The 13,831-nt window shown below is 65.0% G+C and carries 14 protein-coding genes; 7 read left to right on the forward strand and 7 right to left on the reverse strand.

All coding sequences use genetic code 11. From position 1 onward, the window contains the following. Positions 1–30: 30 nt before the first annotated feature. Positions 31–915, reverse strand: coding sequence for an oxygenase MpaB family protein (locus ACQPYR_RS07560; protein ID WP_433629243.1), 885 nt, complete (start codon positions 913–915; stop codon positions 31–33). A gap of 189 nt (positions 916–1,104) precedes the next feature. Between ACQPYR_RS07560 and ACQPYR_RS07565 the strand changes: the two genes are divergently transcribed. Continuing rightward, positions 1,105–1,734 carry a TetR/AcrR family transcriptional regulator gene (locus tag ACQPYR_RS07565; RefSeq protein WP_433629246.1) on the forward strand — a complete coding sequence of 210 codons (630 nt, stop codon included), beginning with the start codon at positions 1,105–1,107 and terminating at the stop codon, positions 1,732–1,734. Positions 1,735–1,775: 41 nt separating this feature from the next. Here ACQPYR_RS07565 and ACQPYR_RS07570 read toward each other — a convergent pair whose 3' ends face one another. Next, positions 1,776–2,627, reverse strand: a complete 852-nt coding sequence (locus tag ACQPYR_RS07570) for an oxygenase MpaB family protein (protein WP_433629248.1) — start codon at positions 2,625–2,627, stop codon at positions 1,776–1,778. A gap of 131 nt (positions 2,628–2,758) precedes the next feature. Between ACQPYR_RS07570 and ACQPYR_RS07575 the strand changes: the two genes are divergently transcribed. Together ACQPYR_RS07575 and ACQPYR_RS07580 are read left to right on the forward strand one after the other, a co-directional pair. Further along, complete coding sequence (locus ACQPYR_RS07575; RefSeq protein ID WP_433629251.1) at positions 2,759–4,186, forward strand: acyl-CoA synthetase; 1,428 nt, start codon at positions 2,759–2,761, stop codon at positions 4,184–4,186. Positions 4,187–4,229: 43 nt separating this feature from the next. Further along, positions 4,230–4,619 carry a PPOX class F420-dependent oxidoreductase gene (locus ACQPYR_RS07580; RefSeq protein WP_433629254.1) on the forward strand — a complete coding sequence of 130 codons (390 nt, stop codon included), beginning with the start codon at positions 4,230–4,232 and terminating at the stop codon, positions 4,617–4,619. A gap of 220 nt (positions 4,620–4,839) precedes the next feature. On the opposite strand, the gene dapD is transcribed toward ACQPYR_RS07580, so the two are convergent. Continuing rightward, entirely contained in the window at positions 4,840–5,787 is a 948-nt protein-coding gene (gene dapD / locus ACQPYR_RS07585) for a 2,3,4,5-tetrahydropyridine-2,6-dicarboxylate N-succinyltransferase (RefSeq protein ID WP_433629256.1), read from the reverse strand. A gap of 234 nt (positions 5,788–6,021) precedes the next feature. Here dapD and dapE point away from each other — a divergent pair, with 234 nt between their 5' ends. Further along, positions 6,022–7,185 (forward strand): succinyl-diaminopimelate desuccinylase, encoded by a 1,164-nt coding sequence (gene dapE, locus ACQPYR_RS07590; RefSeq protein WP_433629259.1) that lies wholly within the window; start codon positions 6,022–6,024, stop codon positions 7,183–7,185. 513 nt (positions 7,186–7,698) lie between these two features. Here dapE and ACQPYR_RS07595 read toward each other — a convergent pair. The 4 genes from ACQPYR_RS07595 to ACQPYR_RS07610 all read right to left on the reverse strand — a co-directional run bounded on the left by ACQPYR_RS07595 (position 7,699) and on the right by ACQPYR_RS07610 (position 10,084). After that, entirely contained in the window at positions 7,699–8,124 is a 426-nt protein-coding gene (locus ACQPYR_RS07595) for a hypothetical protein (RefSeq protein ID WP_433629262.1), read from the reverse strand. 192 nt (positions 8,125–8,316) lie between these two features. Continuing rightward, the gene (locus tag ACQPYR_RS07600) at positions 8,317–8,538 is read right to left on the reverse strand and encodes a hypothetical protein (protein ID WP_433629265.1); all 222 of its coding nucleotides are present in this window, start codon (positions 8,536–8,538) and stop codon (positions 8,317–8,319) included. 84 nt (positions 8,539–8,622) lie between these two features. Then, complete coding sequence (locus ACQPYR_RS07605) at positions 8,623–9,102, reverse strand: cupin domain-containing protein (RefSeq protein ID WP_433629267.1); 480 nt, start codon at positions 9,100–9,102, stop codon at positions 8,623–8,625. A 76-nt stretch (positions 9,103–9,178) separates the two neighbouring features. Then, entirely contained in the window at positions 9,179–10,084 is a 906-nt protein-coding gene (locus ACQPYR_RS07610; RefSeq protein WP_433629269.1) for a class I SAM-dependent methyltransferase, read from the reverse strand. A 499-nt stretch (positions 10,085–10,583) separates the two neighbouring features. Between ACQPYR_RS07610 and ACQPYR_RS07615 the strand changes: the two genes are divergently transcribed. From ACQPYR_RS07615 to ACQPYR_RS07625, 3 genes are all read left to right on the forward strand, one after another. Further along, the gene (locus tag ACQPYR_RS07615; protein WP_433629272.1) at positions 10,584–11,495 is read left to right on the forward strand and encodes an NAD(P)H-binding protein; all 912 of its coding nucleotides are present in this window, start codon (positions 10,584–10,586) and stop codon (positions 11,493–11,495) included. 170 nt (positions 11,496–11,665) lie between these two features. Beyond that, the gene (locus ACQPYR_RS07620) at positions 11,666–12,451 is read left to right on the forward strand and encodes an SDR family NAD(P)-dependent oxidoreductase (RefSeq protein ID WP_433629274.1); all 786 of its coding nucleotides are present in this window, start codon (positions 11,666–11,668) and stop codon (positions 12,449–12,451) included. Between the two features lie 189 nt (positions 12,452–12,640). Then, on the forward strand, positions 12,641–13,711 hold the full coding sequence (locus ACQPYR_RS07625; protein WP_433629276.1) for a zinc-dependent alcohol dehydrogenase family protein: 1,071 nt from the start codon (positions 12,641–12,643) through the stop codon (positions 13,709–13,711). The last annotated feature ends 120 nt before the right edge of the window (positions 13,712–13,831 follow it).

Genomic DNA, 13,831 nt, shown 5'->3' on the forward strand with positions numbered 1-13,831 from the left:
ATCACCTCGATAGCGTGTCAAACGGTCCCCTTATACGAGCGGTTTACCCAGTCGTATGCGGCGGCGAACGTCGAACATATAGGCGTTCAGCGGGAACATTCGAACCTGCTTCGGCAGCCGGGTGTGCACCGCCGAAATCATCCGCAGCAGCCGATCGAAGCGGCGCTGATCGCGCTGGGACCAGGTCATTCGCATCTCATTGCGCAAATGCTGTGGCAGCAGGCCGGTTACGACGAACCGCTGCAGTCGGGCGAAGACGCATTGGACGGGGCGCGGCATCATCCTCAGATCGATGAGGTCGTCGAAGTAGTCGCGCAGGGCGGGTTCGATACCCCGCTTCGGCAGGTTCTCGTCCCAATACCGTTGGAATTCCGCGCGATTGGCGGGCCACATCTCCGGTCGCATCTGCAGGGTGGTGCCGAGCCGGGCGCAGTAGTGGTAAAAGTCCTCGGCCACATCGGGATTCATCGGTCCGTGCATGCGGGTGTAGAGGTCGTCGATGCCCCAGTAGAGGCAGGCGGCCACCCAGAGTTGCAGTGTGGGATCGAAGGCGTTGTATTTCACCGGACTCGCCGAGCTCGAGCGGACCGGTCGATGCGATGCATTGACCGCCTCCCGATACCGCGCGCGCTCTTCGTCGGAGCCCATCAGCGCGACCGCGAGGTAGCTCAGGGTGGTGCGCAGCCGTTTGATCGGGTGCAGTGTGACCTTGCCGCTGTCGACCGTGCTCTCCAGTACGCCGCGACCGACCGGACGCAGGCTCAGCTGCATGATCACATTGGCGGCGCCGCCCAGGAAGGCCGCGACTCCGTCGACGTACTCCTCGACGGTTTCCGGGCTTATGGGCTCGACGACGGCGGGGCCGACGCGGTCGGGAATCGGCGGGTAATCGGCACTGCGGAGGGGTTCGGTCATCGTTGACCTCGCCTTTCTGTGGCCATCCGAGATCAAGGCGGATGGATGAGAAGGTTCTATATAAACCTTCTCATTGCCTCGCGAAAGTGTCAATCGCGCTTTCCGGGGGCGTTCGTAGGTGGCGCTGCCTGACGGCATGCGATGCTAGCGGTGTCATCGTGTCATCGGAGCGGAATAGGGGTGGAAGTTATGGCGACGCTGACCAGACTGCTGGCGCTGGTGCGCAGCACTGGCCCGGAGGACCGTAACCAGACGCGGGTGCTGGATGCCGCTCTGCTGGCGTTCCTGGACTTCGGTATCAAGCGGACCAGCATGGTGGAAGTCGCGCGGCGATGTGGGCTTTCGCTGGCCACCCTCTACCGGCGCTTCGCGAGCAAATCCGATCTGATCCAGGCCGTCGGGATGCGGCAGGCGCGGCAATTCGTCGAGGAGGTGGATGCCGCACAGCAGCGGCAGGTCGATCGCGATGCCGGCGCCGAGGATCAGATCGTGGAGCTGTTCGTCGCCTTCCTGAACGGACTGCGCGGCAACAAGCTGCTCGACCGATTGTTGAAGACCGAGCCGGAAATCGTGCTGCCGTATCTCACCGTCAAGGGTGCGCCGGTGCTCGAGCTCGGCCGCGACTATGTGGCCGAATTCATCACCCGGCTGCAGGGGGAGGGCAAGTTGCCCGAATACGATCCGGAGCCGGTCGCCGAGATGATCGCGCGGACGGCGCTGTCCTTGGCACTGACCCCGCAAACGGTCCTTCCGCTCGACGACGACGCCGCGATCCGCAAGTTCGCGCGCGACCACGTGGTCGTTTCGTTCAAGCTGTAGCTGACCCACCCCGTCGGCTCCGCCGACTGCCATCCCCTGAATCACACCAGCCGCAGGCCGAACCGCCTGCGGATGCGCATATCCCACAGGTAGGCGTTGATCGGAAACATCCTGACCTGCTTCGGCATTCGGGCAGTGATCGAGCCGGTGATGTGCATGATGCCGGCGAGTTTCCGATCGTCGTCCGCGGTCCAGGTCATGCCCATCTGGTCGCGTAGATGCTCGGGCAGCAGGCCGGTGACCACGAAGCGCTGGAACCGGGCGAACGGTAAGCGCGCGGCGCGTGGGAGCATCTTCAGATCGATCAGATCGTTGAAGTAGTCGCGGATCGGGGGATCGATGGTGGTCTTCGCGAGATGTTCGGTCCAGTACTCGTCGAAGGCGGCACGGTCGGCGGGCCACATTTCCGGACGCATTTGCAACGTGGTGCCGAGGCGAGACCCGTAGCGGTAGAAGGCTTCCGCGTCGGCGTCGGGCATCGGTCCGTGCATGCGCTCGTGGAGATCGCGCGCGCCCCAATAGAGACAGGCGGCCACCCAGAGCTGCAGTGCGGGATCGAAGGCGTTGTACTTCACCGGACTCGCCGCGGTCGACTTGACCGAATGATGCGACAGGTTCACGGCCTCGCGATAGAGGTCGCGTTCGTCATCGGTGCCGAGCATGGCGACCGCGAGATAGGTGAGGGTGGTGCGCAGCCGCTTGATCGGATGCAGCATTACCTTGCCGCTGTCGACGGTGCTCTCCAGCACGCCGTAGCCGACCGGCAGCGTGCTGAGCTGCATGATGACATTCGCCGTTCCGCCTAAGAACGCGGCGACACCGTCGAGGTATCGCTCGATATCGAAGGCGTCCTCGGCGGGTGTGGACGCGGGTTTGCGAAACGGGCTGGTCATTATCGACCCCGTTCTCATCGTTGAGAAGGAATTGCCTAGACGTTCTCACCGTCTCATGGGTGTGTCAACCGTCACGTTCTCGTCGAGGGGGAGCTTGATGGTGCGGTGTCGTGTCGAAGTAGCGTGAGCGAATGTCGTTCGGTCCGCCGCTGCTGCTTCGTTCGCTCAATCCGCTCGCTGTCGCCGGGGGAGCGGATATTCCGGATGCCGTCACCATCGACGGGGTGACATTGTCGCGCAGTGATCTGCTCGGTGCGGCAACGTCGGTGGCCGAGCGCATCGCGCGCGCCGATCGGGTGGCGGTACTGGCCCGACCCACCGTGACCACGGTGCTCGCGGTGGTCGGCTGTCTCATCGCCGGGGTGACGGTGGTGCCGGTGCCACCGGATTCGGGGACCGCCGAACTGGCGCATATCCTCGCCGACTCCGGTGCACAGGCGTGGCTGGGCGAGGCGCCGGAGGGGACGGATCTGCCGGTGGTTCCGGTTCGCGTACACGCGCGCTCATGGCATACATATCCCGAACCCGATGCCGCCACACCGGCATTCGTGCTGTACACCTCGGGGACCACCGGTCTGCCCAAGGGAGTCGTGCTCAATCGCGGTGCCATTGCCGCGGGGCTCGATGCGCTCGCCGACGCGTGGGCCTGGACGCCGAACGATGTTCTGGTGCATGGTCTTCCGCTGTTCCACGTGCACGGGCTGATCCTCGGCGTGCTCGGGCCGCTGCGGGTCGGCAGCCCGCTGATCCACACCGGGAAGCCGACAGCGCAGGCATACGCGGACGCGCGTGGCACGCTGTATTTCGGGGTGCCCACCGTGTGGTCGCGAGTTGTCGAAGATCCCGATGCGGCAAGGAAATTGGCCGGAGCACGGCTGCTCGTCTCGGGTAGTGCGCCGCTGCCGGTGCCGGTATTCGAGCGGCTGCGCGAACTCACCGGGCACGCGCCGATCGAGCGGTACGGGATGAGCGAAACGATGATCACGCTGTCCACTCGGTTCGATGGGGAGCGCCGTCCCGGATGGGTCGGCATGCCCGTCGCGGGGGTCGAGACCCGGCTGCGGGACGAGGCCGGTGCGGATGTTCCGCATGACGGTGCGAGCATCGGTGGCCTGCAGGTTCGCGGTCCGATGCTGTTCGACGGTTACCGCAACCGGGCCGAGGCGACAGCTGAATGCTGGACCGAGGACGGCTGGTTCAAGACCGGTGATGTCGCGGCCATCGATGCCGATGGTTTCCACCGCATTGTGGGCCGGGAATCGGTCGATCTCATCAAGTCCGGTGGTTATCGCATCGGCGCGGGCGAAGTCGAAACCGTACTGCTCGGACATCCGGATGTGGCCGAGGTTGCGGTGGTGGGCCTGCCCGACGCCGATCTGGGGCAGCGGATCGTCGCGTATGTCGTGTTACGCGGTGCTACACCGGATTCCATCGAGAAGGCTCTCATCGAGCACGTGGCCGAACAGCTTTCGGTGCACAAACGCCCGCGCGAGGTCCGCGTGGTGGATTCGTTGCCGCGCAATGCCATGGGGAAGGTGCAGAAGAAGCTACTCGGCTGAACAGCTTGACCTCTACTTCGGTTCAGGTTCTACGGTCGCCGGTATGAGCGCAGCACTGACACCCGAACAGATCGACTACCTGGCCACCCAGCGCCTGGGCCGGCTCGCGACCGTGCGCCCCGACGGCTCACCTCAGAACAGCCCGGTCGGCTTCCGCTACAACGCCGAACTCGGCACCATTGATATCGCGGGCTGGAATATGGGCAAATCCTGGAAATTCCGCAATATCGCCGGCAACAACCGCATCGCCTTCGTCGTCGACGACGTCGCCTCCGTCCAACCCTGGCGCGTCCGTTGCCTCGAAATCCGCGGCACCGCAGAACAATTGACCGACGTGGAGCCCTACATCTCCGGCGTCTCCCGAGAAATGATCCGCATCCACCCCACCCGGGTAATTGCCTTCGGTCTGGAGGCAGGTGTCACCCACGGGTAGGGCCCGTCGCAGAACGATCGGCATCACCCAACCCGGCGCCGACGGGGGAAACAGAATCAAGTCCGGCCGCGCCTCGAACCATTTGCGCTGGTCCGTGGTGGTAAACGACAGGGACGTCAGCGTCGGCGACTGGACCCGCGACGGCCTCATCGCCGATGTCGCCTGTGCCGTCGGCGATGACGCACTGCCTGATCGCCGCCCGAAGGAGAGGCGGGTGAGTTCAGTCGTTGGCGTGCAGGTCCGCGTTGAGTTCGATGCCGGTGCCCTTGCGGTGGACGACCTCGACGGCGCCGGTGGTGGAGTTGCGGCGGAAGAGCAGGTTGTTCTGTCCGCTGAGCTCGGCCGCTTTGACCACGGTGCCGTCGGGGGTGGTGACCTTGGTGCCCGCGGTGAGGTAGAGACCGGCCTCCAGGACGCAGTCGTCGCCGAAGGGGATGCCGAGGCCGGAGTTGGCGCCGAGCAGGGAGCGTTCGCCGATGGAGATGATGGTGGTGCCGCCGCCGGACAGGGTGCCCATGGTGGAGGCGCCGCCGCCGATATCGGAGCCGTCGCCGACCACGACGCCCGCCGAGATGCGGCCCTCGACCATCGAGGCGCCGAGCGTGCCCGCGTTGAAGTTCACGAAGCCCTCGTGCATGACGGTCGTACCGGAGGCCAGATGCGCGCCGAGACGGACGCGGTCGGCGTCACCGATGCGTACACCCGACGGCACGACGTAGTCGACCATCCGCGGGAACTTGTCGATGCTGTACACGGTGACCGGGCCACGCGCACGCAGCTTGGCGCGCGTCGCCTCGAAGCCATCCACCGCGGCCGGACCGTGGTTGGTCCACACCACATTGCTGAGCAGTCCGAACTGCCCGTCCAGGCTCACCTCGTGCGGCTTGACCAGCCGATGCGAGAGCAGGTGCAGCCGCAGATACACGTCGTGCGCGTCGACGGGAGCGGCCGACAGATCAGCGATCGTAGTCTGCACCGCGATCACATCAACCCCGCGCGCCTCGTCGAATCCGAGCAGCGCCGCGTATTCCGCGGGCGCCTCGTCCAGGCGCTTCGTGCCGGTGTCACCGAACGCGCCCAACTCCGGATTCGGGTACCAGGTATCCAATACGGTCCCGTCCGCGGTCACATTGGCGATACCGACTGCTGCTGCTCCCTGAATGCTCACGTCATGAGAGGTTACCCACCCATCCGCACTCGTGGTGAGCCACGTCGACCGCGGCGGCCCGAGGCGCGGTACCGCGGACTCGCCCGGCAATAACTCCGAGTCGGAACGACCCCTGCCATCGGCACTCGGCTCGGCGAGGCCAGCGCTCGGCCGATGGTCAGCGCCGCATGACCACGCGCAGTGAGTCGCTCGACGAACCACAGGTCGGTACATATCGGCCACCGCATCGCCGCAATGGCGACGGACCCGATCGCAGTGGAACATCGCGGTCGTAGGCTGGCAGCCGTGACCCTCGACTTGCGCGCCGACCCCATCACCCTGACCGCGGCTCTCGTCGACATCCCCAGCGTCTCGCGCGACGAGGCGGTCATCGCCGACCTGGTCGAGCGAGCGCTGCGTGAGCAGACAACGGGATTCGAGGTGCTGCGGCACGGGAACGTGGTGCTCGCGCGCACCGATATAGGGCGGCCGACGCGGGTCATCCTCGCCGGTCATTTGGATACCGTGCCCATCGCCGACAACCTGCCGAGCGCCTTCGTGGACGAGGCGGGGGAGCGCCAGCTCTACGGCTGCGGCACCGTCGATATGAAATCCGGTGACGCGGTCTTCTTACATCTGGCCGCGACCGTCGCCGAGCCGGTGCACGATCTGACGCTGATCTTCTACGACTGCGAGGAGATCTCCGCGAAGTACAACGGCCTCAACCACATCGAGCGCGACCTCCCCGATTGGCTCATCGGCGATCTGGCCATCCTCGGCGAACCGTCCGGCGGTGTCATCGAGGCGGGCTGCCAGGGCACCCTGCGCGTCCGGCTGACGACCAAGGGCGTGCGGGCCCACTCGGCGCGGTCGTGGAAGGGCGACAATGCGATTCACCGCATGGCCCCCGTGCTGCAGCGCCTCGCCGACTACAAGGCCCGTGAGGTCGATATCGACGGCTGTGTCTACCGCGAGGGTCTGACCGCGGTCCGCATCGGCGGTGGCGTGGCGGGCAATGTCATTCCGGACGAGGCCGAGGTCGATGTGAACTTCCGCTTCGCCCCGGACCGCACCGTCACCCAGGCCACCGAGCATGTGCGCGAGGTATTCGACGGACTCGAGCTCGACTTCGAGCTCACCGACGCTGCGGCGGGCGCACTGCCCGGCCTGTCCGCACCCGCCGCCAAGGATCTGATCACGGTGGTCGGCGCCGACAGCGTGCGCGCCAAATACGGCTGGACCGATGTCGCGCGCTTCGCCGCCCGCGGCATCCCGGCGGTGAACTTCGGTCCCGGCGACCCCAATCTCGCCCATAAGCGCGACGAACACGTCCCGGTCGCCCAGATCACCGAAGTCGCCGCGACTCTGCGCACCTATCTGACCGAGCGAGGCTCCGATTCCGCCGAACCGTCCCGCTGATTTCGTAAGTACATTGGTAACTCGTCGGGCTCACATAATCTGACGCTTACTCTGGACTCCGCGCGGTCGCACCAGCTTCGGAGGTGCGGGCTGGTCGTGATTCCCGGGAAAGAACCCGCCACTACCGAGGTTCACGAACTGCCGCCGTCAACGATGGTGCACCGAATCAGATGGTGTTCCAGCGTTGGACGGACGGCGATTGTAAGGGAGCTGATCGGTCGTTTCGGGCCGGATCAGCCTGCCCCCCACGGTTGCCGGGGCCTTCTCGAAGCCCTCGACGCCGGGGTTGCGGGTCAACTCTACCGTCGGCGGGGCCCGCGGACCTGCATGACCGGGTCGAGGCGCTGGAGTCGGGGGCGGATCGCAGTGCTGGAGGCAGCTGTTCCGTTCCAATGCCCGACCGCCCGGCCGCCCCGTTCGCGGCCGCGTTTCTGCTGGCCCCGACCAGCTCGGCGAACGGTTCGCCACCGGTTCGCCGAGTGTGCAAACGAACCCCGGCCCTACCTGGTGCGCTCAGTGCGCTGCGGCAAGTTCGTTCGCCTTTTCGCGCCGGAGAACCGCTTCGAGTACGGCGTAGTCCGCCTCCTCGATGGCGGCCATGGCGATGTCGATGGCAAACGCGGCGTCGTCCTCGGCCAGGTCGGCCCGGACGGACGCCTTCTTGGCGTCCTGCTCTTCGCGTTTCGCTTCGATGTTGGACCGGATCTGCTGGACCTGCCTGTCCCACTGCTGCTGGACGTCGCGCCACCACGATGAGGCATCCGACTTGGCGTGGTCGGCGCGGGCCCGGAGTTTATCGTTGCGTTCCTGGGCCGAGGCCCGCGCTCGTGCGACTTGCTCCTCCAACTTGGCGTGCTGGGACGTCTGGGCGACGTGGAAGTCGTCCTCTGCATGCTTGGCTTTTGCGGACATATCCGCTAGTGCGTCTGACAGAGCCATTCTGGCCACTCCTTTCTACTGACCGTACGGTCTTGTTTCTGAGCCCGCTGACGCTGGCAGCGGGTGCCCAGGAGCCCACCCTGACGAGGGATCGGCGAGTCGGTTTCGAGGACCCTCTCCTCACGTCGTCACGCCAGTTGGGAGCTGGAGTCCCAGCCCACCCGTGAATCGGGTTGCCTGGTCCTGCAGGGGTCACGACAGGATCTGGTTTGGGTCGCGTTGAGCGGGCACACCGGTCGCTGCGGCGAAATGGTCCTTCTGCGCGCCTCTTAACTCGAACGCGACCACGATCTCTGTGATCCCCCGGAAGAGCGCCAGGAATCCGACGTAGAAGATCAGTAGCGCTGCACGCGACGAGATCACCTGCTGCGAGGACCAGAAACCGATGAGAATCTCGAGGGCACCGGCGACCACCCCCAGCCACTGTTCACGACCCTGGACTCGATAGACGTGATCAGAACGAGAGCAAACTGAAAGAGGGTGGCACCGCCACGCTGGTCAGGGGGCGCGGTACTGGTCGTGGCGGGCGAACAGGTCGGTCCACTCCTCGTCGGAGAGCACCCGGCCGCTGCTGGAGATGTCGGCGAGCTCGCGGAAGTAGGTCTCGCGGGGTGCGCCGGGGGCGAAAAGGATGAGCATGGCCGCGGCGGCGTCGCTGTCGTTGCGGAAGCCGTGCACGCCGCCCTCGGGCACGTGCAGGAAGTCTCCCGCCGAGGCGTCGATCCAGCGGCCGCCGTCGTAGAGGCGCATGGTGCCGGACAGCACGTAGAACGACTCGGAGAAGGTGCGGTGGAAGTGCGGGTCGGCCCGGCCCGAGCCGGCAGCCATACGAAACTCGTAGAGACCGAAGCGGCCCTGGGTGACGCTGCCCGGCGCCACGAAGCGGCCGATCGTGCCGGGGCCCGTCACAGCCTGCTCGGCCTCGGCGCCAGGGTGAAAAGTGGCGCTGATCGCACCGAAGTCTGCGGTGTAGGTCACGGCTGCCTCTCTCGAAAGCGGCTGTCTTCGCCATTGGTACTGGCGATGAGTGCATTGAATGTTCGGTCGGTCCGGTTCAGTGCGGCGGGCTGGGTTTGGTGCAGGTGAATTGCATGACGTCGATGTGGCCACGGCGGGCGTAGTCGGCGCAGCCGGTCAGATATCGCATGTAGGTGTTGTAGATGTCAGCCCCGGTGAGCTCGATGGCGCGGTCGCGGTGCTCGTGCAGGGCGTCGGTCCAGTGGTCGAGGGTGGTGGCGTAGTGCGGTCCCAGTGCCTGGATGCCGGTGACGGTGAATCCGGCGTCTTCGGCGTAGGCGGTGACGCCTTTGGGGTCGCGTCCGGTCGGGGGCGGCAGCGGGCCTCCGGCGAAGATCGTGCCGGTGAGGAACCGCATGAACGCGTCGTCGATGCTGCTGTGCTGTATTCCGTGGGCGCGCAGCTCGTCGCGGTTGTAGCCGACGATGGTCTGCAACAGCAGCACTCCGTCGGCGGGCATGGTGCGGTAGGCGAAGTCGAAGAACTCGACGTAGCGGTCTTGGTGGAAGTGTTCGAAGGCGTCGATACAAATAATGCGGTCGGCGTGGCCGTCGAAGTCTTCCCAACCCTGCGGCCATACCCGGCCGCAGGGTTGGCCCCGCACGAGCCGGTCGACGAGCTGGTCGCGCACGTATCGGAATTGACTGCGGCTGACGGTCAACCCGATCGTGTTCACCTCACGGGTGTCCATGGCGCGCAGGATGGCTGATCCCCAGCCGCAGCCGACATCGAGCAGCGTCATCCCGGTCCGCAGGTCGCATTTTCCTAGTGCCAGGTCGATCTTGGCGAGTTGAGCTTGTTCGAGTGTGTCGTCGGGGTGAGTCCAGAACGCGCAACTGTAGGTCCGTGTCGGGTCCAAAAACAGGGAGAAGAATTCATCCCCAGGGTCGGAGTGGGGCGCGCGGTGGGTATGGACCTCGCGGTCGGTGATGTGGCCGGTCATGGATGCGGGTCTTTCTCACAAGCCAGTAATTGCTGTTCACGGATACCGGTCGAGGTCAACTCGCGCCACCGCGTAGCTACCGCTGCGATTGGTGTCCGCTCCTTGGCCGCTTCGGTCGAAACGATCGCACGCTGACTATTACGCTACCGCTGTCGCGCCAGCCCGGGACCATGATTTCATCGCAAACCGGGCGACCATCGCGCCCCAAAACCCAATGGTGCCGAGTGCCCCTGACTTGGGCGACAAGCTTGTGGTCAACGGTGTCGGCGGCTTGGCTGAGACCTGTGGCGGGCGGTGTCGCCAGCGTGTTGTTGACAATGTTCCGCGCGGCTCCCGCACACCGACTTACAGCCATCAGCTATGAGAGGTAGGCGTGAGGGCAACCGCATCGACTCCGCCGGGTTCGCTCGTATCATCGTCACGACACACCGCGTGATCCGCAAGTCCCTGGCGTGCACACCCTTGCCGAGCATTGGGAAACACATCGTGAGGAGCGAGCATGAGTGCGTCCTTGTACCTGATCACCGGGGCGGGTGGGGGCACCGGTGGCGTGAGCCGGCAGGTAATCGAGCAATTGCGGGAACGTGGGGATCGCGTTCGCGCGTTGGTGCACCACGACGACGCCCGAGCCGAGCCGTTACGCGCACTCGGCGCTGAAGTCGTCGTCGGAGACTTGACCGACCCACGAGATGTGGTCGATGCGATGACCGGTACCGATCGCATGTTCTTTTCGATGGGTGTCTCGCCGGACTACCTGCAGGCGACGGTAGTCGTCTGCGACGCCGCATTGGCGTACGGCCACCTCGAGGTGGTCGTGAACATGTCCCAGATGACCGTTTCTCAAATGACGTTGACCAGTGTGGGAGAGTCTCGTCAACATCGGCTGCATTACCTCGCCGAGCACGTCTTGAACTGGTCGGGTGTGCCGGTCGTGCACATCAGGCCGACGGTGTTTCTGGACAATCCGATATTCACCGGACTTGCGGCCCCATCGCTGCGAAAGCAAAACCTGTTGGCCCTGCCCTTCGGAACCGGTCGAACCTCACCGATAGCTACCAGCGACGTGGCCCGCACGGTTACGGCAGTGCTCGTCGATCCCACCCACCGCATCGGCGACGTCTACGAATTGACCGGCCCGGCCCGTTTGGACATCGATGGCCTGGCCGCCGAGTACACCCTGGGACTGCACCGGCAGATTCGCGGCACCGACATTCCCCAGGAAACCTGGGTCCAGGAGGTGCTCGAGCCCCAAGGTCTGCCCGCGCACGTCGAGCAGCACCTGACCACAATGGCATTGCTGCACCGCGCCGGACGCTACGACCGAGCCACCGACGACGTCGAGAAGATCACGGGACGGCCGCCATCCACGGTTGGGCAGTACATAGCCGAACACTCGCAACTGTTCTCATAGTGCGTAGATAACGGATACGCCCGACATCCACGTCGATCACACATGCGGCGGCGAAAATGTTCAGCTTATATCGCTCCGACACTGCCGAGGTCACGGACTGGATCTGGCAAAGCTGAGCCGGGCGTAGCGTGATCGGGGTCACAAACCGAGCCGGCGACGGGAGCAGCAGCATGGATCTACATCTGTCGGGCAAGACCGCCGTGGTCACCGGCGCCAGCAAAGGTATCGGGCTCGCGATCACCCAGGCACTGGTGGACGCCGGTGCCCACGTCGTGGCCGGATCACGCAGCCGAGGGCCCGGTCTCGGGGCGCTGGAGAAGGCCGGGAACGTGACCTTTGTATCCGCTGATTTGTCGCAGCCCGGCGGTTCGGATGACCTGATCGCGGCTGCGGCAGACCGCGGTGGCATCGATGTACTGGTTAACAACGTCGGCGCGGTCACTGTGCAACCGGGTGGAATCGCGCGCGTTACCGACGACCAGTGGCAGGCATCCTGGGATCTCAATGTGATGGGGACGGTGCGGCCGACCCGGGCCGCTCTGCCACAGATGTACCGCCGTGGCGGTGGATCGATCGTCATCATCGGATCGGTCAACGCGTACTATCCGGACCCCGGGATCTACGACTACTGTGCCACCAAGGCCGCCGTCACCAACTTCGGCAAGGCTTTGTCAAAGGAATTGGGGCCGAAGAACATTCGCGTCAACTCCATCAGCCCCGGACCCGTGACGACCGGGCTGTGGCTGGATGAAGGTGGAGTGGCCGACACGATCGCCGACGCCAGCGGTCAGACCCCCGAACAGGTGCGGTCCGCGACCGCGGGTGCTGCCGCGATGGGCCGGTTCACCACGCCGGAGCAGGTTGCCGACCTGGTCGTGTTCCTGGCCAGTGACCGGTCCGCCAACATCACCGGATCCGATCTGAGGATCGACGGCGGCTTCGTCACCACAATATGAGGCCGACCAGTCGCACGCGTTCGTCACGTGTAAGTAGCGAACGCGGATGCGACCAGGGGCCATGCAGGCAGTAGTGCCGTCAGTGCAGCCTGCACGGTCCGCGCCACGCGTGTAATGGTTGTTCCTGTCCTGAACGCCCGCCGAGTTCGTAGGGCGCCGAGAGACGAGAGGTCACTCATGCCTCGATCCATGCGCGCGCTCGTAGCCGGAAAGGTCGGCGAGCCCACCGATGTCCTGCGGCTGGAATCCCGACCTGTCCCCACGCCAAAAACCGGTCAGGCGTTGATCCGCGTGAAGGCGACTCCGATTCACGCCAGCGATCTGCACGTGCTGCGTGGCCGCTACGGTTTCTCCCCCGAGTTTCCCACCGTCGGGGGTCACATGGAATGCGTGGGCCGTATTGAAGCCCTGGGTCCGGATACCGAGGGACTAAAGATCGGCGAGCGCGTGGTGACCGTTGCAGTCCCAGCGGTACCCGGGCCCCATATGGCCGGCACTTGGCAGGAATACCTTGTTGCCGATACACGAAGGCTCCTGCCGGTCCCCGACCATCTGAGCGACTCCAGCGCCTGCCAACTCGCCGTCAACCCGTTGACCGCGCTGCTCCTCGTGACTCGCGAACTCGACGTGCAGCCGGGTGAATGGTTGTTGCAGACGGCAGCGGGCTCCACCGTCGGCCGGCTCGTCATTCAGCTGTGCAGGCATCTGGGTATTCACACGATCAATGTCGTGCGGCGGCGCGATGCCGTTGAGGAGATCAAAGCGCTTGGTGGTGACGAGGTCATTTGCACTGCGGACGAGGACCTATTGCAGCGTGTGGCTGAGGCAGCAGGAGCGGCCGGCGTGCGTAAGGCCATCGACTGTGTCGCGGGCCCCGTGGGTGCCCAGGTATCCCAGGCATTGGCTCCAGGAGGAGAGGTCGTGGTCTACGGCGCGCTATCCACCCATCGGCAGACCGACCCGGCAGCGCTGACGATCCCGCTGCAGGCACGCTCGGTTATCTACGAGACCAAAGCAGTCCGTGGCTTCTGGCTGAACCGCTGGTTCGGCACTGCCGCACCTGAGGATGTGCTGCGCGCGCTATCCCAGGTTCGCAGTCTCGTCGCTGATGAAGTGCTGAGCATCCCCCAAGGCCAACCGTTCCCGCTCGAACGCTTCACTGAAGCCATCTCGCTCGCCGAGACACCCGCACATGGCACCAAACCACTCTTCGTCTTCGAAGAGGGCCGGGCAAAGTCGACGGCTAGAAAGCCATCCTGACCAGGTACATCCACTGTTCTGGCGTGGATGCGAGGAACATGGGCCAAGATCCGAACCCTGCCGCAACAGACCCGCGATGGAACGGCAACTACCACCGCATCACACTTCCCCCTGCACACC

This window comes from Nocardia sp. CA-120079 (genome assembly GCF_050955745.1).
In the GTDB taxonomy this organism is placed as follows: Bacteria; Actinomycetota; Actinomycetes; order Mycobacteriales; family Mycobacteriaceae; genus Nocardia.